Consider the following 21,459-nt stretch of genomic DNA (forward strand, 5'->3'; position numbering starts at 1 on the left):
CCACGTTTCGGCTAAGTATGAAATTTTTTTAGGCTTAGACATTTAGATAAGTCCTTATACGGCCGGAAATTATCTTTTATCGCACTCTGATTTTAGTTAATTTAATCAGATCTGCCAACAAAAAATGACACCACTGCCACTAAGATAACGGCACCTAAGATAGAAGGTACCAGCGCCATACCGGCTAAGTGAGGTCCCCATGAGCCCAATAATGCTTGACCAATCGAAGAGCCGATTAAGCCGGCGATAATATTGGTGATACAACCCATGGATTTACCTCGATTAGTGATGGCACCAGCAATTACGCCGATGATGGCACCGACAATCAATACCCATATCCAATGCATCATAATCACTTCCTTTAACTTGGATTAATTTCGCTTTTGACGATCCTTTCTAAGTGAGTCGATTTGCTTATAAAGGGAAAATGCGAGTTGGCCAATTGCAATGATTGCAGATAGTTTGTACCAGAAACCACTATTTTTTTGCATGCTAATGCCTCCTAATATTTTGAAAATCAAGGGGTAACGGTTTGATGATTTTAGGACAATTAGAACTGGATTTAAGTAATCCACTTTCCTGCGATAACCAATTTACTAACGTAATTTCATGGTAACAAGGCCGGGATTGGCTGTCTAATTTGTGAACTGGTAATTGAATCCCAATCAGCAATGAGGGATGCTTTTGTTCAAATATGTGCGCATCATTCTAACAGTGATGTGGCGATTGAATACCGCCAATTTATTCTACAAATATTAAAAGCCATTGATTTATCCGTATCAATATTTTACAATTAGGTAGTAAACGTAATTATACTATGTAGTACTCTGGAGGATTTAACGATGGACGAAAGTCGCGTACGAAATGAAATTGTAAGCGGAAACATTTCACTGGGTATCGAGCTGGGATCAACCCGAATTAAAGCGGTCTTGGTTACGGATGATTTCCAGACAATTGCTTCTGGTGATTATCTTTGGGAAAACGAATTAGATAATGGTATTTGGACCTATCCGCTTGAAAAAGTTTGGGACGGTATTCAAACCAGTTATGCAACCTTAGCACTTCAAGTTCATGATAAATTTGGAGTTGATTTAAAGAAAATTGGGGCAATTGGTGTCAGTGCAATGATGCACGGATACATGGCCTTTGATAAACAGAACGAACTCTTAGTACCTTTTAGAACTTGGCGGAATAATATTACCGGCCAAGCTGCCGAGGCATTAACTAAGCTATTTAACTTCAATATCCCAGAACGTTGGAGTATTGCACATCTCTATCAAGCAATTCTTAATAATGAAGATCATGTTAAGAACGTTGATTTCATCACGACTCTGGCCGGCTATGTGACTTGGAAATTATCTGGTGAAAAGGTTTTAGGTGTGGGAGATGCTTCTGGTGTCTTCCCGATTGACGATCAAGCTGTTAACTATAATAAGGAAATGATCGACAAGTTTACCAGTTTGCCGGAAGTTCAAAAATATCCTTGGAGCCTGCCTGATATTTTGCCGACTGTTTTACCTGCTGGTAAGAAGGCTGGCGAATTGACTGCCGATGGTGCCAAATTGTTGGATCAAAGCGGCCAACTTGAAGCCGGATCATTAATTGCGCCCCCTGAAGGCGATGCAGGGACTGGGATGGTTTCAACCAACAGTGTTAAGAAGCGAACTGGTAACATTTCAGCCGGCACATCAGCTTTCTCAATGGTTGTCTTGGATCGTCCAATGAAAGCTGTTCACCGTGATATCGATATGGTAACCACGCCGGACGGTGCCCCAGTTGCCATGGTTCATACCAACAATAGTTCTTCTGATATTAACGCGTGGGTTGGTTTATTTGGCGAATTTGCCAAAGCACTTGGCCTGCAGCTTAAACCGGATGATCTTTATGGCACTTTGTTTGCCGAATCAGTTAAGGGCGATCAGGATGCCGGCGGCCTAGTTAACTATGCCTACCTTTCAGGTGAGAATATTACCAAGATGCCAGAAGGTCGACCACTATTTGTTCGTAAACCTGATGCAAAATTGAATTTGGCCAACTTTATTAAGACTCAAATCTATTCAGCATTTGCACCCCTCAAAATTGGGATGGATATCTTATTACGCGAAGAGCACATTAAGACCAATGTGTTGGTTGCTCAAGGTGGGATTTTCAAGACGCCCGTTGTTGCCCAACAAGTCTTAGCTGATGCCCTTAACACGCCGATTTCTGTTATGGAAAATGCCGGTGAAGGTGGTCCATGGGGAATGGCTGTCCTAGCGCTCTTCTGTGTCAACCGTAAGAACGGCGAATCACTTGAAGACTATTTGGCCAACCGGGTATTTAAGGATGCAACTAAAGCAACCTTGTTCCCAGAGCCTGCCAGTGTTCAGGGATACGATAAATTCATCGACAACTACAAGGTTGCCTTGCCAGTTGAAAGTGAAGCTGTTAAATCAATGAAAATGAAGTAAAAACGAAAGGTGAATCAATCATGTTAGAAGAACTTAAGCAAGAAGTTTATGAAGCAAACATGCAGCTTCCTAAGTTGGACCTTGTTACTTTTACTTGGGGAAACGTTTCCGGAATTGACCGTGACAAGGGATTATTTGTCATCAAACCCTCTGGTGTGCCATATGACAAGATGAAAGCATCAGACATGGTGGTTGTTGATTTGAATGGTAAGGTTGTTGAGGGTGACATGAATCCATCAAGTGATACCCCAACTCATACTTACTTGTATAACCATTTTCCAAATATTGGCGGAATTACCCATACCCATTCACCTTGGGCGGTTTCTTTCGCTGCTGCCAAGATGGATGTTCCGGCTGTAAGTACAACCCACGCCGATACTTTCTATGGCGATGTGCCATGTGCACCAGCCTTAACAGAAGAACAGATCAAGGAAGCTTACGAGTTGAATACTGGTAAGGTTATCGTTGATGAATTTGAAAAACGTGGCGTTGATCCGGATGCTGTTCCTGCTGTCTTAGTTAGCCAACATGGTCCATTTGCATGGGGCCCAACACCCGACAAATCAGTATATAATGCCAAGGTGCTTGAGGTATCAGCAGAAATTAGTTATCACGCATTGCAACTAACACGTGATGAAATCCATGTACCACAATATCTCTTGGATAAGCATTATTATCGTAAACATGGTAAGAATGCGTACTATGGTCAAAACAGTGCAAAGTCAAAGACGCATGCGGAACATGAAAAAAACTAGAGTGTGACATGAAGCGCTTAGATCCCAGAATATAAAGACAAACAACCGGATATCCCTGAATTTGGGATATCCGGTTGTTTGTCTTTATATGGCCGGGATCTGCTTCATGGCACACGTTTCAGCACAGTAACCCGGTCAGCAGCCGATATCCCGGTTTTGGGATATCGGCCGAAGTGCTTTATATGGCCGGGAGCTGCTTGTTGGCACACGTTTCGGCTGTAGTAACCTAAATGTGAACGAGTCATAGGTTATGATTACTTTTTGGAATTGCAGTAAAATTAAATTATCAAACTATTTGTCACTAAAGTAATCATTTATTACTAAGGGAATCGCATCATTCAAAAATGGTTGTTGGTCTAACGTTATTATGCCAAGCCAAATGTTTATTGATGAATTTTCACAAAATTAGGGTTCTGATACTCTGGATTTGGATAATGATAAAATCCTTCACCAGTAGCGACTCCCAACCTATTAGCCTCTACATATTCGGCCAGTTTATTAGCTATCTTCTTATAATTGCTGTCTTTTGAATTTTTATAAAATTCCATTTCAATATTAAACGCGGTGTTTAACCCCATAATGTCAAGGAATCCAAACGGACCACGGTCAACTCCCATACTAACCATCCAATTCTTATCGATAGAAATTGGATCCGCAAAACCATTTGCCCAAAGAGATAATGCTGCATTAATCATTGGTAAGAAAATTGAATTCATCACATATCCTGAAATTTCTTTTTTTATAAAAATGGGGATCATGTGAATCTTTTTGGCAAAGTCTTCGGCATCGTCGATGGTAGCCTGTGGTGTTCCAGGAGCCCACATCAATTCTGCTACGTTGTGTAGCCAAATTAAATTTGCAAAATGCATCGCCATAAATCGGTCTTTATTGGGTACAAAATTAATCAATTGACTTGGAATTAAGGTAGATGAATTTGTTAGCAACAAAGTTTTATCACCAATATAAGGCATAAGTTTTTTGAAGGTTGATTCTTTAATATCTATGCGTTCAGGAACAGCTTCAACGATCACATCTGCAGCCGTAATTGCCGATTTCAAGCTTGTTGTAAATGAAAGATGCTTACTGGCTTTGGCAATTTGCTCATCGGTAGCTTTGATATCGTGTTTGTATTGATTAGGATATGTGGCAATCTTGTTATTTGCATTACTAATTGCCTTATCTGAAATATCGTAAATAATCGTCTGTAGTCCTGAAAAAGCAGATTGATAAGCAATCTGACTACCCAGAACACCACCACCTAAAATAACAACTTTTTTGATATCCATAATATCAGTCCCTTCTGACTTTACGATTATTTTATCTCTATGTGAAAGCGTTTACAATGAAAGTGCCGGATCTGAACTCAATTTTGGTTAAATGAATTATGTCAGGTGAAACTCGCAGGGCATAGCTCATTATGACTGTTATTACATATGGCGGGAAGCGGTTTATTATCACGCATTTCGATGTAAGAATCACAAGCATGAAAGTGTCAGTTCCAATGTGAGATAACTCATAATTACAGCGATAGGCTGGCTCTCCAGTGATTATGGCTCGATGGATATAGCCAAGTTCACATCAAAAGACTATACTGGTGTATATTTTGAAAAATGGAGATTTCTAAATGCAAAAGAAATTAAAGGATCGCCTCGATGTATTTGTCGATGCGATTATTGCAATTTTGATTACGGTGATGGTGTTAGAGCTACCAATTGAGATTACCAATGGTGTCTTGAATTATCAAAGTTTGTTCACGGCGATTGGCATTTACGCGGTTAGTTTTTGTTTTATTGCCAACTTGTGGTATCAACACGCAGTTGTTTTTAATGAAGTTGAGAAGGTTTCAAATGGACTGGTCGTTGTTGATTTGATCTTAATCTTTTTTGCGTCGTTGATCCCAACGTTTACTCGGCTAATGGCAATCGATACCAATTCAATGACGGTTGTAATGTACGGCGTACTGGATTTAATTATTTCAGTCCTGTTTCGGCGAATTGTCAGGTCAATTGTCCACGATAAATACACTGACAAGGATGATATGCGAAAATTGTACAATGTGATTTATGGACGAGCGTTTTACGAATCTTGGGTTTCTTATGCGGTTTTGATTGTCATTGGTTATTTTTTACCGAAATTTTCACTGATTCTTTTCATCATTATTCCCATTCGGTCATTTATTCGCCATGCGGCTGATAATGAGGAGTTTAATGATATCGGTGATTTGGGTAGTCATGGCAGGGAAGCGTTTGTGAATTTATCAGCCAGTCAACGGCGATTATTTAAACGTTTGGCTCATGATTATCGGAATCGGACAAGGACGATTGGTAGCAACCCGGAAGCTCAAAAGCAGGCTTGGCAGGATTTTTCTCAGCAAGTTGAAAAGGAATTAAATTTATCAGCGGCTGACGTTATGAAGTGGTCCCACCAAGATCATCATCAGGGGCGTGAGCGAGACTAAGTGTAATTAATTGACCAACCTCCCTTCAAAGATTAAACTGACTGCAAAATATGAATGGAGGCGTTTACCATGGCTGATAAACCCTTAGTAACAATTTCAATTCCCACCTATAACTTGGGCAACTATCTGGAAAAAACGCTGAATAGTGTCTTTAAACAAACCTATCAAAATTTTGAAATTATTTTAGTTGATGATGCGTCAACTGATCGAACGGCTGAAACGATTGCAGCCGTTGCCAAAAAGGACGATCGGATTAGACCATACTATTTTGAAAAGCATGAAGGAGTTTCAAAAGCGCGTAACTATGCAATTGATCATGCTAAAGGTGACATTATCGTCTTTGTTGATGGCGATGACTTGCTGGACCCCAAATACTTGGAGGTCATGGTGACTGGGTTGGCTGATCCTAAAGTTGACCTGATGATTGTTGGCTTTAGCTGGGGCTGGCGAGGTGGCTACGATCGTGAGCAAAATCCGCAGTATGAGACGGTAACCAAACGGCGGGCTTATGATTCTATTAATTACCGTGGTGACAATATTGGTGGTTATACTTGGAACAAAGGCTTTCGGATGTCAATTATTCGGGATAACCGGATTCGATTTGATGAGTCAATTGATTTAGCTGAAGACCTGTTATTTACCGCGGATTACATGTTGGCTTCCCATAAATTTTTACTCTATGAGGCACCTCTTTACAACAAAGTTAACCGAAGTAACAGTATTATCCATAGTGCCACATATCAAATGAGGGCTAAGGAGCAGGTTGTTCGGCGGCATATTGATGAGATGGGCATGGACTTAACAGTGTAAATGGCAATTGCACTCCTTGTTGTTATACCTGATTTTAAAAAATAAAGACCTCACCAAACCAAATTTTATTAGAATTTGGTTTGGTGAGGCCTTTAGTCATTATTAAAAAAATCAGCTTAGGGTGTTAGTCCTCTTATTAGAAATTCTGCTGCTTCTTTACTTGCTTGATTTGTGTTGATGGGTTGATTGGCCAGTGCTGCGGGAAGAACGTATCCCATAACGGTTGTCACAAGGTAGCGTGCAATTCGAATGAGGGGCCATTTGATTAATTCCCCGCTTCTTTGATAGTGACGGAATGCTGTTCCGAGTGGCCCGGAAATCAAATTATCCAGGAGATGACCAAGTCCGGTTAACATTTCTTGGTTGGTAATCGCTTCTTGAAGCACAATTCGCAGTTGGGGCATGTTATCGACGGCAAAATCCATTCGATTTTTAATGACTGTTTCAAGAAAGCGACTAAAGTCTGGGTAAGGTGGCGTTATCACTGCTTCAGTAAATTCATGAGCGGCTTTCGGAACAACCCGCTGAATGAAAGGACCGATGATTGCGGCAAGAATTCCCTCCTTGGTTTTAAACTGTTTATAAACAGTGCCTTCTGAAACGCCGGCCATCTGTGCAATGTCACTGGTGCTGGTATTATTAAATCCCTTTTCGGAAAATAGCGTTAAACTGGCTCGCAGAACGGCCTTCTGTTTATCAGTCAGTTCGAGTTCGTTCAAACTCTCGGCAAATAGTGCCTGGATATTGTTGATTGCCATCGTATTCGGTGGCCTCCTTTTGATTAAACTTGGCGGTAACGCCTCATGGACATGATATTAAAAATGAGAAATAAAGCTGCAAACCCGATCAGGATTCCGAGCTTTGGCAGAATATCCATGAATGTAAAACCCTTTTCGATAACATTGCTCATGGCACTAGCGCCGTAGTATAACGGCATGATTCTGGCAACGGGCTGCAGCCAATTGGCCATCTGGTCGATTGGAATAATTCCGGAGAAGAAGATTTGAGGAATCACAACCACCGGAATAAATTGCACCATTTGAAATTCTGATTGAGCAAAAGTTGAGATAAAAAGCCCCATTGCCAATGCAACGAATGCTAATAAAATGTTAATCAGCAACATATTCCAAATACTGCCCAGAATTTGAATTTTGAAGGCGTAAATGCTGAACCCAACGATTAGTAATGTTTGGATTAAAGCAAAGATACCATAGCCGGCTAAGTAGCCGCTAATAATTTCACCACGTTTAACCGGCGTTGCTAATAAACGATTTAGGGTGCCGGTTGTCCGCTCTCGTAATAGGGCAATTCCCGAGATTAGGAAAACAAAGAAGAAGACAACAAATCCGATCATGATTGGTAAGAGGGTATCGAAGAACGTTGAATCGCTGCTGCCGTACAAATAGTGGGTATTAACCGTGTAATTAGTCGCACCCTTGGGTTTGTTGGCAGGTGCCGGTGATGTTTGAGGCTGGGCTGCTTGTTGTTGCCGAGCAGCAGTGGGACTTTGAGCTGCCGATCGTTGACTAGCAGCGGCCAAGGCCTGCTGCATTTTCTTGATAGCTTGCTGTTGTGCTTTTAGGGCTTTTTGTTGGGCTTTAATTGCTGTTCCGGCAGCTTACATCTTTAGCTTGACCTGAGCTTGCTGGAGACTTTGTTTCAGAATCGCACTTTTACTTTGATCACTATTTTGAAGCGTTAAGGTGATTTTATTACCTTTTTGAGCAATCAGTCCAGCATAATCGTGATCGCGGATAACCTGTTCAGCGCTTGCGTTGGATGATACCTGATGAAACTTAATGTGATTGTTTTTAATTGCTTTGACCAACGTACTGTCTACATTTCGAACACCCAATGACGCAGTTTGATCTGTATTGGATTGAAAAAGGAAATACATCAATGTCAAAATTAAGAGTGGGGCAAGAAACATTAATGCGAGTGTGCGTTTGTCACGTAACATTTCGGTTAAAACTCGTTTAATCATTGCGGCTGTTCTCATCTTGCTGCCTCCCTGCTTTTAAGAATACTGCTTCAACTGTGTCGACTTGGAAATCTTTAATTAATTGATCCGGGGTTCCTTGAGCGATTGCAACGCCGTTTCGAATCATCATCAGCTGGTCTGATTGTTCGGCATCTTCCATCACGTGGGTGGTCAGCAAAATGGTCTTGCCTTGCTTGGCAATCTTTCGTAACTCGGCCCAAATTTGCTGCCGAAGTTCGGGATCAATGCCAACGGTTGGCTCATCCAGAATCAGTAATTCGGGATCTGAGACCAAGGCAATAGCTAATGATAACCGACGTTTCATCCCGCCAGAATAATCTTTGACGTATTTATCCAAATCACTGTTTAAATTAACGATGCCGGCAGCGTAGGGAATTTGCTTTTTGAGCGCATCGTTGCTAATTCCCTGCATGGCGCCAAAAAACTTTAAGTTCTCTCGTGCGGTCAAGGTACTGTAAAGCGCATCGGTTTGCGCCATGTAGCCAATTTTAGCCAATAATTTTCGATTGGGCATTTGTTGCCCCAAAACGGTAACGGTTCCTTTTTGAGGGGTCAGCATCCCCATAATAGTGCTGACTAACGTTGTCTTTCCAGCGCCACTGGGACCAATCAACCCCAAAATCTCACCGTTATGAACAGTTAAGTTGATGTCTTTTAAGACAATGGTCTTGCCATAGCCTTGTTGCAAATCTTTAACTTGAATAGTTATTGCCATTATGATCACTTCTTTCTTAATGAGTAAGTCCTCACTCACTAGTATAATTGATTTATTGAAATGTGCAAGGTTTATCTTAATTTTGATTGATACGGTGGTTGCTTAGGGGTGACTGTTTCGAAAACAAATCACTTGCTGAGACACTCTAATTTTCACTAAAGATTCTTACCCGCTACTTCACTTTTGACCAGCTTGCGGTACGATAAATTAGTTAAATATCCAAGAGAGGTGGATCTTATTTTGCAAACTCATGTCAACCCATCCCATAAGCAGATTACAAGTAGGTTGCTGATTATGATCGCAACATTGTTTATGGCTTTGGCACCACTTAATAATGCTTATGCTAAAACAAATAAAAAACAGTATCAGTTTGAAGCAAAGGAAATTTATGTGATGGATGTCAAGTCTGGTCAGATGATTTATCAAAAGAACGGTAATCAGAAGCGGCCAATCGCCAGTCTGTCCAAGTTGATGACTTTGTATTTAACCAAACAGGCTATTGATCGGCACAAATTAAACTGGAATCAAAAAGTGGCGGTTAGTAAGCCATTAATTAAAATGAGCAAAAGTTATGAATTAGGGACATTTAAGATTAAGCATTCCAAACAATATACGGTTAAGCAATTGTATCAAGCGGCATTAATTGCATCATCAAACTCAGCTGCCATTGCACTGGGGCAAGCCGTGGCCAATGGTAATAATACGCAATTTATTAAACAGATGAATCAACAGGCTAAAAAATGGCACATTGATGCCAACTTTGTTAGTAGTTCGGGCTTGGACAATACTGATTTAAGGAAGTATCATCTTCAAATTCCAGGATCAAGTAATAAGGCACAGAACATGGTGAGTGCCAAGGCAATTTCAACGGTTGCCGCTAAAGTACTGACTGAATTTCCGTCAATTACCAATTGGAGCAAAAAGTCAGCGATGAAGGTGGGCGATCAGGTCCTGGTTAACAGTAATCGCTTACTGCCGGGAGGTGCTTTCTATAAAAAAGCTAATCATGTCGATGGATTAAAAACCGGTTTTACGGATACGGCTGGATTATGTCTCACTATTTCATACTGGAAGAATGGCCGACATCTCATTGCAACAATTATTGATAGTAATACAATTTTCTCGTCAATGGTTAAGTTGATTAAATCGATTGATCGCCATTATCGAATGGTTAAAGTCCCGTTGACTACTCATCAATTTAGTGTTGATAAGCATGTTGTTACCGCGACGCCGCAGGTGAAGGCAACGGCAATCTGGCTGAGAAGGGGATCAACGCAAACCAAGAGCACTAAGCAGTATACCAAAACAACAGAAAAGCTTCCGGTCAAGCAGGGCGAAATTGTTGGTAATACCCTGATTAAGCTATCGGGTGGTCGAACGGCAGCGGTACCAATGCTGGCAGCTAATTCGATTAAAGCAAACGTAAATAAAAAGACAGTTAAACAGGTTAAAAATCAATCATGGTGGCAAAAAATCGGTAACTTTATCCTGAATATTTTTGTCGGACTGGTGGCATTGATGGCAAGGTTGATTGAGACGGTGGTGAAGCTGTTTTAGAGAGTGCAAAAAGGGACGGTTAGCTCCCAGAATATAAGTCACATAACCCCATGTTCCTGATTTTGGAACATGGGGTTATGTGACTTATATGGCCGGGAGCTGTCCCTCTTTTGCACGTTTAGGCACGGTAGCCAAGGAACACCCATGTTCCTGAATTTGGAACATGGGGTTATGTGACTTATATGGCCGGGAGCTGTCTCTCTTTTGCACGTTTAGGCACGGTAGCCAAAAACGGCACCCATTCATTTACCAAATTGATACGTAAAGATGCGCTAATCTTTACAAACATCCGGTTCCGTTGTACTTAAAATAGGTTAAACTTAGAGCAATAATAATCATACTTGGAGTGAACGCGATGGCTAATTATAAAATTGTTCAAATTTCTGATACTCATTTAACTGTTGATGGGGCCAAACCAGCAAATCATCAGTTAATTGATCCTTATGAAAAGTTACAGTCAGTTTTTGATGATATTTACGTAACTAATGTTGACCCGGATTTAATTGTGATCACTGGCGATCTGGTTCATAACGGTGACGAGGATTCGTATCGTCATTTTCATCATATTGTTCAGCAAGAGGAAGAAAGATTGATGACCCCGATTGAAGCGATTCTGGGCAATCACGATCGAACTGATCAATTTTACGAAGGCTATTTAGGTAAACCATCACTACCACGTTATTACTTTGACGTTGAAAGTAATGATTGGCATTTATACTTTCTGGATACTAAGTGTGGCGATATTGAACAGGGATACTTGGATCAAGCTCAGTTGGAGTGGTTAAGTGATCGATTGAGCCATTCGGAAAAGCCAGGGCTAATTTTTATGCATCATCCACTACTGGGAGCACCGGTAAAGCAAATGAAATACAGTATTCTTCAAAATGGTGATGAATTAAAACGGGTAATTTCCGGAACGGATGTTAGAGCGATCTTTTCAGGCCATGTTCATTTTGCAAATACGTATCTACAGAATGGCGTCTTAAACGTTGTGGCTGATTCCACAGCCTATCATATTAATTGTGCCAATCCGCACCAGCATTTTGTGGTGGATGGGACGAGTTATAATATTATTCACCTTGATGGCGACGAAATTGGTGTTGAGCAACGTTTACTGCGCTTAGGTACTAAGACAATTAATACGTTTAAGATTCCAAATACGAATTTTGTTGACCCTAAATTGATGAAGCGGCAGATGGAGAATGCAATGGGGTAGAGTGCAAAAAGCCGCGGTTAGCTTCCAGAATATAAGCCCTGCAAACCAATATTCCTGATTTTGGAATATTGGTTTGCAGGGCTTATATGGCCGGAAGCTGCGGCTCTTTTGCACGTTTAGGCTTGGTAACCAAAAGCACCAATATTCCTGATTTTGGAATATTGATTTGCAGGGCTTATATGGCCGGAAGTTGCGGTTCTTTTGCACGTTTAGGCACGGCAGCCCAAAAGCATCAATATTCCTGATTTTGGAATATTGGTTTGGAGGGCTTATATGGCCGGAAGTTGCGGTTCTTTTGCACGTTTAGGCACGGTAGCCCAAAAGCACCAATATTCCTGATTTTGGAATATTAATTTGCAGGGCTTATATGGCCGGAAGCTGCGGCTCTTTTGCACGTTCCGACTAAACTTGATCATTTATTTCTGTCGTAATTTTGAATAAAGTGCCATATCTCGATAGGCACCGTTATAAAATGCATATTGGTTTAAAATCCCATCTAAATAAAAGTCACGGCGTTCGGCTACGCTGCGGCTTTTTTGATTGTGCTTATCCGCCATTAATTCCAATCGGTTCATGTTTAATTCTTCAAACGCAATTTTTTCCAGGGCAGCAACGCAGATCGTCATAACGCCCCGGCCTTGAAATCGGCTGCCCAACCAGTAACCGATTTGACAACGATGATGTGTCTGATTGAAACCGTGCAAATCGAGCATACCTGCAACTTCGCCATCAACTAAAATGACGGCAAACCAGAAATTACCTTGGGCCATTTTTTCGGCACCATCTTGAAGAAAGTCGCGTTCATCTGACGTGGCAACTAGTAATTTAACCCAGGGCAGCCATTTTCCTAAATATTGGCGGTCTTCGTCAATGAGTTCCAGTAAAGGTTCCGCGTCAGATTGAGTCGGTAATTTCAATGCAATTTTTTCGTTGATTTGATTAATAAACATGATTTCACTCCATTTTCTTCCCTAAAATAAGTATACTATTTGTGTCAGCAGAATTGAACACGGCTTAAGGGGGCTTTAGCATGTTTACGATGACTGGTAATTCCGAAAATCAGATCTATATGGAAAAATATATGCGTAATCAATTTAAATTTTTAGGCTTAAAAGCACCGGAACGAAAAGCACAATCCAAATCTTTTATCAAATCGTCGAAAAAAGCGCCTTTGAATGAAGTGCTGGCTGAGATTGAAACGTTATATCAACGTCCGTTTCGCGAATATCAGTATGTGGCCGTTGATATTGGCGATGCAAACGTCAAACGACTAACATTCGACGATATTCAAACATTGACTAAGTATATCCAAATTAAGTCTTGGTGGGATACGGTAGATTCATGGCGAAAAACGTTTGAAAAATATGTCAGGCTTCATCCCGAGCAAAAGGAACGGATCTTTAACTTATTCTATCAACATGATAACTTTTGGATGCGCCGAGTTGCTATTACGTTGCAACTATTGGAAAAAGAGACATTAGATACGGGATTACTAACCAAAGCAATTGAGTATGACATTGAGACCAATGCCTTTTTTATTCAAAAAGCAATTGGTTGGGCGTTGAGAAATTATAGTAAATTTAATCCCCAGTGGGTGACAACATTCATGAGCGAACATCAACTGTCCAAGTTGGCGGTTAAAGAAGGCAGTGAGTATTTATGAATAGGAGTGCAGTAAACTAATTTGGAATTTGGATTGCAATGATTTACTGAGGTGAAATGGGTAAAAGCAAGTAGTTTGCGGTCAGATATAATATTTGATTTTTATCTTGCTCTGGCAACTTAGCCAAAACGTGTGAAAGAGCCGCAACTTCCGGCCATATAAGGCACTTAAGCGGTATCCCCGAAATCAGGGATACCGCTTAAGTGCCTTATATTCTGGAAGCTGAGTGCGGCTTTTCACACTCTAAAAAAATTCCCACCCCGCCAAGTTCCCCTGACGATCGTGAGAATCTCTCTCCGGCACCTTACCTCAATGTCTTGAAGCAAGGTGGTGATCTGTGAATCTAAATCCAATAACAACCATAATAGCTGCGACTAAGAATGAAAGTAGACCAGGCAGTACGTTAGTAAAACCAAAGCTTGCGACAATTGAAGCAAAAATTGTTCCAATTATCAAAGTCAACAAACCAATCAACGTGATTTTTAAGTTCTCATCCATCACTATCGCGCCCCCTACTATTATTGGTATGTAGAATCGCAAACAATTAGTTGAATTTAGACCGTTTTGAAACGTTGGAATCTATTGCCCGCGTTTCTCTTACCGCCTTCATTATAGTGAACTAACATCGTAATGTCACCCATTTCGGGGTATGTAAATTAGTTTCTGATTATCCACCAAATTTGCAATTGTGATGTAAATTGGTTATCATCTAAAGTAATTAATAAGAGAGGTGTGACACGCATTGAAAATTGCAAATCGTTAATACAGAAATTAATACTGACTCGCTGTCTCGTTGACAGGGGTTTTCTGTGCGATTTGTAAGATGGTAAGGATAACTGGTTTAGAGTATTGTCAAGAATTTAACCAATCGTTATCTAAACGATTCTTGGAATGTGTTTTCAAGAATCAATGTGAGAATTAGAATCGAAATTTAGTGTCATTCTAATTAAACATCCACGACAATTCAAAGTTCAGAAGGCCCGTTTGCAATTTTTTTGCATGCGGCCTTTTTTATATGTTAAATAGATGACCTGTTTGATGAGATGGCCAAATGAGGTGATCTCTTATGGGAACAATTAAAATTCAAAATTTAGGATTCAGATATGATAGTATGCTGACACCACTTTTCAATAATTTTAGTTTAAACATTGATGAGTCGTGGAAACTGGGATTGATTGGTCGAAATGGTCGGGGTAAGACAACCTTCCTAAGAATGCTGTTAGGCCAACTGACTTATCAGGGTGACATTCAATCAAATGTCAGGTTTAATTACTTTCCGCAGCCGGTTGCCCACCCAGACTCAAAAACGGCTGATGTCTTGATGCAACTGGCCGGGTATTCTGAAAGTGACCTTTGGCGGATTCAACTTGAAATGGATAAGTTGAAATTGACTGATGAAGTTCTTGATCGGTCGTTTGCCACATTAAGTCCGGGTGAACAGACCAAGGCACTATTGGCAGTCCTGTTTAGTCAAAGTGGGACGTTCGAGCTCATTGATGAACCGACTAATCACTTGGATATCGAAGGGCGCCAGGTGGTTGCTGATTATTTAAAACAAAAAACAGGGTTCATTGTTGTGAGTCATGATCGTTACTTTATTGATCAAGTGATTGATCATGTTCTCTCGATTGATCGGGCTAAAATTCAATTGTTTGATGGCAATTACGAAACTTGGAAACGTGAATTTGACCGTGAAAATGATTCAGAACAATCTGAAAAGCAACATTTAAAAACTGAAGTCAAACGATTAACGGCCAGTGCCAATCAGACCAAACAGTGGGCTAGTCATTCCGAAAGCAAGAAGAGCAAGGGGAGCCATAAAAAACGCGAGCAGAACGTTCAGTTGGATAAAGGATTCTTGGGACATAAATCTGCTAAGATGATGAAACGAGCACAAAATACACTGAAACGGGAGGAAACAGCCATTGAAGAAAAGAAAGGGCTGCTTAAAAATATTGATGACATACCGCAACTTGCTTTGAACTACGAAAGACCGCACCAAGAACATCTGTTGCTGGTAGCTGACTTACAAGTTCAGCGAAATGGTCAGGATTTGAATCAACCATTATCTTTTGATTTGCAAAGGGGTCAACGATTGGTACTGTTTGGCCCGAATGGCATTGGTAAAACGACGCTGATTAAGGCGATAATGGGGCAACACAAGCTGGTTTCAAACGGCACAATTTCGTTTAATGCAACAATTAAGACGTCATATTTGACCCAGAACTTTGAGCAGTTACGTGGCTCAATTGCGGATTATGCCACCGCCTATCATGTTGCACTTTCGGAATTATTAAACATGTTGCGTAAATTAGGATTTGAGCGTTCAGCATTTGATGAGGATCTTAGTGAATTAAGCATGGGACAAAAACGAAAGGTATCACTGGCCAGATCACTGTGTGAGAAAGCTAACCTCTATATTTGGGACGAGCCGCTAAATTATTTGGACGTCATTACCCGCCAGCAAATTCAGGATCTCATTTTGAAGATTCAACCGACGATGTTGGTGATTGACCACGATCAAGCATTCATTGAGGCCATCAAGACTGAACCATTGGTAAAGTTGAAATCAGCGGTTCATGTAGACCGATAATTTTTCACAAATTGGGTTGTAAGAATTTAGTTAAATAGCAGGGGCTTGGACAAATATCTTTTGTCCAAGCCCCTGCTCGCGGTTATTAATTAAATGAGACAATGCGGAAAAATTATGCCCATTGTTGATGTTCGTATGCCATGCCCCAGAAATGGAGTTCGAACCAACTACTGCGAACAAATGCTGTCTTCATGCCCTTTTGTTCATCAGAATTTGCCGCAGCGCCGAGTTCATCAACGATTTTAATCATTTCGTTGGTGGCATCGGTAAAGCCATCGCTGTCATAAGTATCAATAAATTGTTGGTAGATTTTAACCGGCGAGCCATTTTTAATCAGCTTTTTGCCGATTTCATTGTACAACCAGTAGCAAGGTAACAACGCTGCCGCGGCTCGGGCAGGTGAACCCTCATGAAGTTCATGGTACATGTGGGAAACGTAGCTGTAAGCGTTGGGCGCGATTGGTGTTGCTTCAATTTCAGCCGGGGTAATCGCTAATTCCTGGAAGAATGTTTTGCGGACATCAGCTTCGTCATCGTGCAGTCCCTCGGCACCCGCATAGAGGAACTCCTTAATTTTAGGGCTTGAAATGTGATCGGCGATTTGTTTGTGAAGATCACCGAAGTTTTGGAGATAGTAACGATCTTGTTTGAGGTAATAACGAAAGGTATCAGTCGGCAGGTTACCGGCAGCTAATTCCTTAATAAATGGGTGATTAAAGCTTTCCTGCCAAAGGGGTTCTGCTAATTGATGCATGGATTGCGTAATTTCGGGCATGATGATATCTCCTTCAAAGCGTTTGGTTTAGATGATTGACTAGTAGTATTTTAGCATGTTTTGAATGGCGTGTTCCATTAAATGGATGAGATTAGTAATGGCCAGTGTCATTGAGAAAAGGCAAACAGAACTTAATTGTGAACAGCCGATCAAATTGTTGCGATCTGCCAGTGTAACCGATATCATAAATGTGGAACCTTAGTTTGGTTGAAATGTTATGCGACAAGGAGGAATTTAGTATGGATCGTTTAAAAGATAAAGTTGCGCTTATTACTGGTGGTGTTGCCGGTATTGGTTTAGGAATCGCTGAATGTTATATTCGTGAAGGCGCCAAGGTTGTTTTAACGGCTAATCATAACGTTGATGGTGGTAAGAAGGCCGTTGAAAAGTTTGGTGACGATAAATCGTTATTTGTCCAAATGAATGTAGCCGATGAAGGTGATTGGCAAGACACGATCCAGAAGACAATTGATAAGTTTGGCAAGCTGGATATCCTTGTTAACAACGCAGGGGTTGGTGGTGTCAACGGACCAGTTGAAAGTTTAAGCTTAAAGGATTGGCAGCAAACGATTGATATCAATTTAACCGGCAACTTTTTAGGCGAAAAATATGCAATTCAAGCAATGAAAAAATACAGTAACGCTAAGGGATCAATTATTAACATCTCATCAGTTGCCGGTTTGGTTGGGTTGCCACTGAGCCCGGCATACTCGGCAAGTAAGGGTGGTACTCGATTATTAACTCATGCAACGGCGCTGTCACTTGCACAACAGAAAGTTGATATCCGAGTTAATAGTGTCCATCCCGGCTGGATTGCGACTGATATTGTGCCCAAAGAATATGAGAAGCAAATTGTGTCGACCATTCCTGTTGGCCATATGGGTGAACCGGTTGATATCGGTGAAATTTGTATCTATCTTGGCAGCGATGAATCGAAGTTTGCCAATGGCGCCGAATTTGTTATTGATGGTGCACAACGGGCATAGTTTCATGTTAACGCTAAAAATGCTTCCTAACGATTGTCGATTTAATCGTTAAGAAGCATTTTTGATTTTTAAACCAGAGAATTACGGTTCCGGCACTTTCATACTTCGATCAATCGTTGACCGACCAGTCGCATAGTCAAATTTTACATTTGGTTGAACGTTGAATAGGTAAACGTTAAAGTTTAACGATTTATCAGTGCTCAAGGCCTCCAGATGAATCCCCCGAGCCATTAATTCGTTATCCCGAAAAATAGGCTTGGAATAAAAGATGACGCGTTTGCCGGCTTTTAATGAATCGCGGATCTTTTGTTCGTAAATGGTTTGGACCCGTTGATTTGAAAAGGCGGTTTGGGTGAATAAGTTTTTGGGATTGTTTTGATCACCGGATGAATCACGTGGATTGTAGCGACCATCTGAACTGATCCCCTTTGAAATGGAGTAGGCAATCAAATGACCACGATTGATAATTGGCTGGCGGTCGACAAACTTTTGATGCCAAGCGGTCGGCTCAACATATTGGCGCACGCGGTTTTCATCTGAAGCAAGGTTACGAGATTCCAAATAAGCCAAATTACCACGGCTGGTCCGATTCAGACTATCCAAATTAGCGTAACGGACCTCATTTATTTTCCATTTGGCGGGATCGAGATTGGCTTTGTTGTGATTCACATAAATAAAGGATTGATCACCGGAATGATAATTCAGTTTAGCAAGTTCGTCATTGGAACTGACGTTTTTCGTATGATTAAGCGTATTTTGCGAAATGTTTTGAATGAAGTTACTGATATCACTGGGTTGGCCGCCGCTAATCAACCAGCCACCGACGATAACAATCAGGGCAATGATAATGCCCTGCAATGAACGGGTCTGCTTTTTTCGTCTTCGCTTGCTCATGTTTTTCCCTCTAATCGTTAGTAGTGTCCGCTATCAAAGATACCAGAAATAACTAGATTACGAAAGCGGTTTGGGAAAGAAAGAAGGGAGATCGCTGGGATGATTGCCACTCTGTTTATTTGACATTCTCCTCCAAAAATGCACTAATCACGGTACTGATTTTGTCGTATGTCGCTTGGGTTGGATGTAATAAATTATCACCAAAAATGGTGTTGTTAATTGTTGCTGGGACAATATCAGGAGCTTCAGTCCGCCAGTCCAGATATTTAACACCGTTTTGAGCATAAACTTGGGCTTCTGCGGTGCATAATTCACCTAATGTGTAGTCATGATAGCCGGTTGTATTGTAAGCATCTGTTTCCTGATCGGTGCCAAAGGATGTGACATAGCAGTCAAGTGGCAGAATACCAAACAATTGTAATGAAGGATATTTTGCCTTGATGGCTTTAATTTGCTCATCGAGAACTTGTTTAACGTCATCAAGGGATGAATGAAAATAATCATTAACGCCATAAGCAATTGTTGCGATGTCATAATGACTGAAATCAGTTTGGCTTACTATCTGAGTTAAATCCAAATCGGTATCACCCACAACTTTACCGTTATTTTCACCAAGGTTGGTATCCTTGACCATCAGTTGGCTGCCGACTTGTTGAGGATAAGGAGCGGTCGCGTAACTTGAGCCGGTCCAACCTTTGGTAATTGAGTCACCTAGACTAACCATTGTCATTTGGGTGAGGTTTTTGGCGTAAATCCAACCGGCTACGGAAGGTTTGCGGGCAACCTTCACGTAATAATACTGCAGACCGTTTTTGAGGGTTGCCTGTTTCGTTGCCAGTAACGATCGGGACGAGTAATTGCGCAGCCAATGTGTCTTTTTAGAAGCTTTATTAGACCGGTAAGGATGATTCCAGAAAGCCGTTTTAGTTTTATAATTGACAGCCTTCATTCGTAAGCTGACGCTCTTTGTGGTAGCGATTCGGTACATTGGATCAACTTTAGCGGCATTACCGGTTATCGTCTGACTGAATTGAACTGCAAAAAAGCTAAGCGCCAAAAGTAGCAGTAACTTAATTTGATGATTAAAATTAGCTTTCATTAAAAATGGCCTTCTTTAAAAAGTAATTAACCGGATAGACATCGGTATTAGATGATTTAATGTGTGTTGAACCTTAAATTAAGTTATTTTTGTAAACATGATTCATCAACGAACGGGTTTCGGTAAATTCGTTTGCATCATGCAGAACAACCGTGATAATGCGATTGTGGCCGGACTTCTTGCCGGTTCCGACGAAACAATAACCGGCTAGATCAGTGAAGCCGGTCTTTAAACCGTCTACTTTTAATGAGGACTGGTAATATTTGCGGCCCGGCAACAGGTTGTTATAGTTGTAGCACCGTTGACCCGCGACCTTTAATGAACCAATTTTGGCGTAAGTTAAAACGCTGGGGTGATCAGCAATCAGATGTTTGGCAATTAAAGCGACGTCTTTAGCTGAAACTCGATTGGCATTGCCGCCAGGGGTTGAATATCCATAACCTCTGAGGGCGTTTTGCTCCATACCATTAGCGGTGACAAAGGTTGCTTTGCTCAGTTTCCAAGCTTTGGCCTGTTTGTTCATTAATTTAACAAATTTACGATTGTACTTTGGTGTGGCCCCACCAGCCACCCACTGACCCAGTGCGATTGCAGCGCTATTTGAAGAGTCAATTAGAGCAGCCTCATATAATTGTTTAACCGTATAATGATTCTTGGTAAATTTAAAATTGCCGTAAACGGCGGATCGGCCAAGTGATTTTAATCCTGAATAAGAAGTCGTCACTTTACTTTTCCAAGTAGCGGACGTGTTAGTCACTTTTTGATTGACCAAGTATAACGTCATTAATTTTGAAACGGATGCGATTGCTCTTGGGGTGTTCATGTTTTTGTGCCAGAGAATTTTACCGGTTTTAGCATCCATTGCGACCGCCGCTTTAGCATATTTCAAGCCAAACGGTGCTTTACCTTTTTTCAAATAGCGATGCCAAACGTACCCTTTAACGTTGTTGGTCTTATTTTTAACCTTATAGTAGATTGACTTGGTCTTACCGTGTTTTAGCGTAACCTTCTTGGTTGTGTACCAAGTTGTGTGTGGAAACTTTTTTAAGGCATGCAATTTTTTAGTATGATGAAGATTAAAAATGGCACCTTTTGATGACGCCCGATGATACGCTGTCGGTTTAACCTTGGTTGTCTTGACAACCCGATAACCGGCCGCGTTGGCGTTGATTGGCTGATGACCAATCAAGCCGCCGATGCCAAACGTGACGGCGATTCCCATTAAGTATAATAATCGATGTTGACCCATGACTTTCATAATTTAGCTCCTTAATTTTGATATTGTTTCGAATAATGACTCATGCAGTCTATCCTACCGCTAAAAGGTTACACTGAGATTACTATGATGGTCATTTAGTTTACAAGATGATTAAGGAATACAGAGTGGGCCAGCAAGCGGTTAGACCCCAGAATATAAGCCCCCCTAACTTGATATTCCCGATTTTGGAAAATCAAGTTAGGGGGCTTATATGGCCGGGGTCTGCTT

At 41.0% G+C, this 21,459-nt stretch carries 19 protein-coding genes and 1 pseudogene; 9 read left to right on the forward strand and 11 right to left on the reverse strand.

Going from position 1 to position 21,459, the window contains the following annotated elements:
• Positions 1–101 precede the first annotated feature (101 nt).
• Positions 102–347 carry a GlsB/YeaQ/YmgE family stress response membrane protein gene (locus FC85_RS03155; protein WP_057864112.1) on the reverse strand — a complete coding sequence of 82 codons (246 nt, stop codon included), beginning with the start codon at positions 345–347 and terminating at the stop codon, positions 102–104.
• A 495-nt stretch (positions 348–842) separates the two neighbouring features.
• On the opposite strand from FC85_RS03155, the gene FC85_RS03160 reads away from it, so the two are divergent.
• Both FC85_RS03160 and FC85_RS03165 read left to right on the forward strand, forming a co-directional pair.
• Complete coding sequence (locus FC85_RS03160) at positions 843–2,450, forward strand: xylulokinase (RefSeq protein ID WP_057864113.1); 1,608 nt, start codon at positions 843–845, stop codon at positions 2,448–2,450.
• Positions 2,451–2,470: 20 nt separating this feature from the next.
• On the forward strand, positions 2,471–3,205 hold the full coding sequence (locus FC85_RS03165) for an L-ribulose-5-phosphate 4-epimerase (protein WP_057864114.1): 735 nt from the start codon (positions 2,471–2,473) through the stop codon (positions 3,203–3,205).
• A gap of 383 nt (positions 3,206–3,588) precedes the next feature.
• On the opposite strand, the gene FC85_RS03170 is transcribed toward FC85_RS03165, so the two are convergent.
• Complete coding sequence (locus FC85_RS03170; protein WP_057864115.1) at positions 3,589–4,491, reverse strand: 3-hydroxyacyl-CoA dehydrogenase; 903 nt, start codon at positions 4,489–4,491, stop codon at positions 3,589–3,591.
• Between the two features lie 338 nt (positions 4,492–4,829).
• Between FC85_RS03170 and FC85_RS03175 the strand changes: the two genes are divergently transcribed.
• Together FC85_RS03175 and FC85_RS03180 are read left to right on the forward strand one after the other, a co-directional pair.
• The gene (locus FC85_RS03175) at positions 4,830–5,663 is read left to right on the forward strand and encodes a TMEM175 family protein (protein ID WP_057864116.1); all 834 of its coding nucleotides are present in this window, start codon (positions 4,830–4,832) and stop codon (positions 5,661–5,663) included.
• 69 nt (positions 5,664–5,732) lie between these two features.
• A complete protein-coding gene (locus FC85_RS03180; RefSeq protein WP_057864117.1) occupies positions 5,733–6,473 on the forward strand; it encodes a glycosyltransferase family 2 protein in 741 nt (246 codons plus the stop codon).
• A 116-nt stretch (positions 6,474–6,589) separates the two neighbouring features.
• Here the strand turns inward: FC85_RS03180 and FC85_RS03185 are convergent, their stop codons facing one another.
• The 3 genes and pseudogenes from FC85_RS03185 to FC85_RS03195 all read right to left on the reverse strand — a co-directional run bounded on the left by FC85_RS03185 (position 6,590) and on the right by FC85_RS03195 (position 9,190).
• Positions 6,590–7,231 carry a TetR/AcrR family transcriptional regulator gene (locus tag FC85_RS03185; RefSeq protein WP_057864118.1) on the reverse strand — a complete coding sequence of 214 codons (642 nt, stop codon included), beginning with the start codon at positions 7,229–7,231 and terminating at the stop codon, positions 6,590–6,592.
• A 23-nt stretch (positions 7,232–7,254) separates the two neighbouring features.
• Positions 7,255–8,472 (reverse strand): annotated as a pseudogene (locus FC85_RS03190) (ABC transporter permease).
• Positions 8,450–9,190: an ABC transporter ATP-binding protein gene (locus FC85_RS03195; protein ID WP_057864119.1), complete on the reverse strand. Its 741-nt coding sequence runs from the start codon at positions 9,188–9,190 to the stop codon at positions 8,450–8,452. The pseudogene FC85_RS03190 and the gene FC85_RS03195 overlap by 23 nt, the downstream one beginning before the upstream one ends.
• A gap of 240 nt (positions 9,191–9,430) precedes the next feature.
• Here FC85_RS03195 and FC85_RS03200 point away from each other — a divergent pair, with 240 nt between their 5' ends.
• Positions 9,431–10,747 carry a D-alanyl-D-alanine carboxypeptidase family protein gene (locus FC85_RS03200; protein WP_225427627.1) on the forward strand — a complete coding sequence of 439 codons (1,317 nt, stop codon included), beginning with the start codon at positions 9,431–9,433 and terminating at the stop codon, positions 10,745–10,747.
• Positions 10,748–11,102: 355 nt separating this feature from the next.
• Positions 11,103–11,963: a metallophosphoesterase family protein gene (locus tag FC85_RS03205; RefSeq protein ID WP_057864121.1), complete on the forward strand. Its 861-nt coding sequence runs from the start codon at positions 11,103–11,105 to the stop codon at positions 11,961–11,963.
• A 416-nt stretch (positions 11,964–12,379) separates the two neighbouring features.
• Here FC85_RS03205 and FC85_RS03210 read toward each other — a convergent pair whose 3' ends face one another.
• A complete protein-coding gene (locus FC85_RS03210; RefSeq protein WP_057864122.1) occupies positions 12,380–12,913 on the reverse strand; it encodes a GNAT family N-acetyltransferase in 534 nt (177 codons plus the stop codon).
• A gap of 80 nt (positions 12,914–12,993) precedes the next feature.
• On the opposite strand from FC85_RS03210, the gene FC85_RS03215 reads away from it, so the two are divergent.
• On the forward strand, positions 12,994–13,626 hold the full coding sequence (locus FC85_RS03215; RefSeq protein ID WP_057864123.1) for a DNA alkylation repair protein: 633 nt from the start codon (positions 12,994–12,996) through the stop codon (positions 13,624–13,626).
• A 309-nt stretch (positions 13,627–13,935) separates the two neighbouring features.
• Here the strand turns inward: FC85_RS03215 and FC85_RS03220 are convergent, their stop codons facing one another.
• Complete coding sequence (locus FC85_RS03220) at positions 13,936–14,124, reverse strand: hypothetical protein (RefSeq protein ID WP_057864124.1); 189 nt, start codon at positions 14,122–14,124, stop codon at positions 13,936–13,938.
• A 568-nt stretch (positions 14,125–14,692) separates the two neighbouring features.
• Between FC85_RS03220 and abc-f the strand changes: the two genes are divergently transcribed.
• Positions 14,693–16,219: a ribosomal protection-like ABC-F family protein gene (abc-f, locus tag FC85_RS03225; protein ID WP_057864125.1), complete on the forward strand. Its 1,527-nt coding sequence runs from the start codon at positions 14,693–14,695 to the stop codon at positions 16,217–16,219.
• Between the two features lie 112 nt (positions 16,220–16,331).
• Here the strand turns inward: abc-f and tenA are convergent, their stop codons facing one another.
• Positions 16,332–16,994 (reverse strand): thiaminase II, encoded by a 663-nt coding sequence (tenA, locus tag FC85_RS03230; RefSeq protein WP_057864126.1) that lies wholly within the window; start codon positions 16,992–16,994, stop codon positions 16,332–16,334.
• Positions 16,995–17,233: 239 nt separating this feature from the next.
• Here tenA and FC85_RS03235 point away from each other — a divergent pair, with 239 nt between their 5' ends.
• Positions 17,234–17,980: a glucose 1-dehydrogenase gene (locus FC85_RS03235; protein ID WP_057864127.1), complete on the forward strand. Its 747-nt coding sequence runs from the start codon at positions 17,234–17,236 to the stop codon at positions 17,978–17,980.
• Positions 17,981–18,061: 81 nt separating this feature from the next.
• Here the strand turns inward: FC85_RS03235 and FC85_RS03240 are convergent, their stop codons facing one another.
• From FC85_RS03240 to FC85_RS03250, 3 genes are all read right to left on the reverse strand, one after another.
• On the reverse strand, positions 18,062–18,874 hold the full coding sequence (locus FC85_RS03240) for a DNA/RNA non-specific endonuclease (RefSeq protein ID WP_057864128.1): 813 nt from the start codon (positions 18,872–18,874) through the stop codon (positions 18,062–18,064).
• A gap of 115 nt (positions 18,875–18,989) precedes the next feature.
• Positions 18,990–19,973: an SGNH/GDSL hydrolase family protein gene (locus FC85_RS03245; protein ID WP_057864129.1), complete on the reverse strand. Its 984-nt coding sequence runs from the start codon at positions 19,971–19,973 to the stop codon at positions 18,990–18,992.
• A gap of 73 nt (positions 19,974–20,046) precedes the next feature.
• Positions 20,047–21,231: a D-alanyl-D-alanine carboxypeptidase family protein gene (locus FC85_RS03250; RefSeq protein WP_057864130.1), complete on the reverse strand. Its 1,185-nt coding sequence runs from the start codon at positions 21,229–21,231 to the stop codon at positions 20,047–20,049.
• Between the last annotated feature and the right edge of the window lie 228 nt (positions 21,232–21,459).

The sequence above is a fragment of the Lentilactobacillus diolivorans DSM 14421 genome (assembly GCF_001434255.1).
GTDB classification, from domain to species: Bacteria; Bacillota; Bacilli; order Lactobacillales; family Lactobacillaceae; genus Lentilactobacillus; species Lentilactobacillus diolivorans.

Bases quoted from the DNA above. Each gene is read 5' to 3' on its own strand.
- FC85_RS03155 (WP_057864112.1), bottom strand. From the start codon at position 347: ATGCATTGGATATGGGTATTGATTGTCGGTGCCATCATCGGCGTAATT.
- FC85_RS03160 (WP_057864113.1), top strand. From the start codon at position 843: ATGGACGAAAGTCGCGTACGAAATGAAATTGTAAGCGGAAACATTTCA.
- FC85_RS03165 (WP_057864114.1), top strand. From the start codon at position 2,471: ATGTTAGAAGAACTTAAGCAAGAAGTTTATGAAGCAAACATGCAGCTT.
- FC85_RS03170 (WP_057864115.1), bottom strand. From the start codon at position 4,491: ATGGATATCAAAAAAGTTGTTATTTTAGGTGGTGGTGTTCTGGGTAGT.
- FC85_RS03175 (WP_057864116.1), top strand. From the start codon at position 4,830: ATGCAAAAGAAATTAAAGGATCGCCTCGATGTATTTGTCGATGCGATT.
- FC85_RS03180 (WP_057864117.1), top strand. From the start codon at position 5,733: ATGGCTGATAAACCCTTAGTAACAATTTCAATTCCCACCTATAACTTG.
- FC85_RS03185 (WP_057864118.1), bottom strand. From the start codon at position 7,231: ATGGCAATCAACAATATCCAGGCACTATTTGCCGAGAGTTTGAACGAA.
- FC85_RS03195 (WP_057864119.1), bottom strand. From the start codon at position 9,190: ATGGCAATAACTATTCAAGTTAAAGATTTGCAACAAGGCTATGGCAAG.
- FC85_RS03205 (WP_057864121.1), top strand. From the start codon at position 11,103: ATGGCTAATTATAAAATTGTTCAAATTTCTGATACTCATTTAACTGTT.
- FC85_RS03210 (WP_057864122.1), bottom strand. From the start codon at position 12,913: ATGTTTATTAATCAAATCAACGAAAAAATTGCATTGAAATTACCGACT.
- FC85_RS03215 (WP_057864123.1), top strand. From the start codon at position 12,994: ATGTTTACGATGACTGGTAATTCCGAAAATCAGATCTATATGGAAAAA.
- FC85_RS03220 (WP_057864124.1), bottom strand. From the start codon at position 14,124: ATGGATGAGAACTTAAAAATCACGTTGATTGGTTTGTTGACTTTGATA.
- abc-f (WP_057864125.1), top strand. From the start codon at position 14,693: ATGGGAACAATTAAAATTCAAAATTTAGGATTCAGATATGATAGTATG.
- tenA (WP_057864126.1), bottom strand. From the start codon at position 16,994: ATGCCCGAAATTACGCAATCCATGCATCAATTAGCAGAACCCCTTTGG.
- FC85_RS03235 (WP_057864127.1), top strand. From the start codon at position 17,234: ATGGATCGTTTAAAAGATAAAGTTGCGCTTATTACTGGTGGTGTTGCC.
- FC85_RS03240 (WP_057864128.1), bottom strand. From the start codon at position 18,874: ATGAGCAAGCGAAGACGAAAAAAGCAGACCCGTTCATTGCAGGGCATT.
- FC85_RS03245 (WP_057864129.1), bottom strand. From the start codon at position 19,973: ATGAAAGCTAATTTTAATCATCAAATTAAGTTACTGCTACTTTTGGCG.
- FC85_RS03250 (WP_057864130.1), bottom strand. From the start codon at position 21,231: ATGAAAGTCATGGGTCAACATCGATTATTATACTTAATGGGAATCGCC.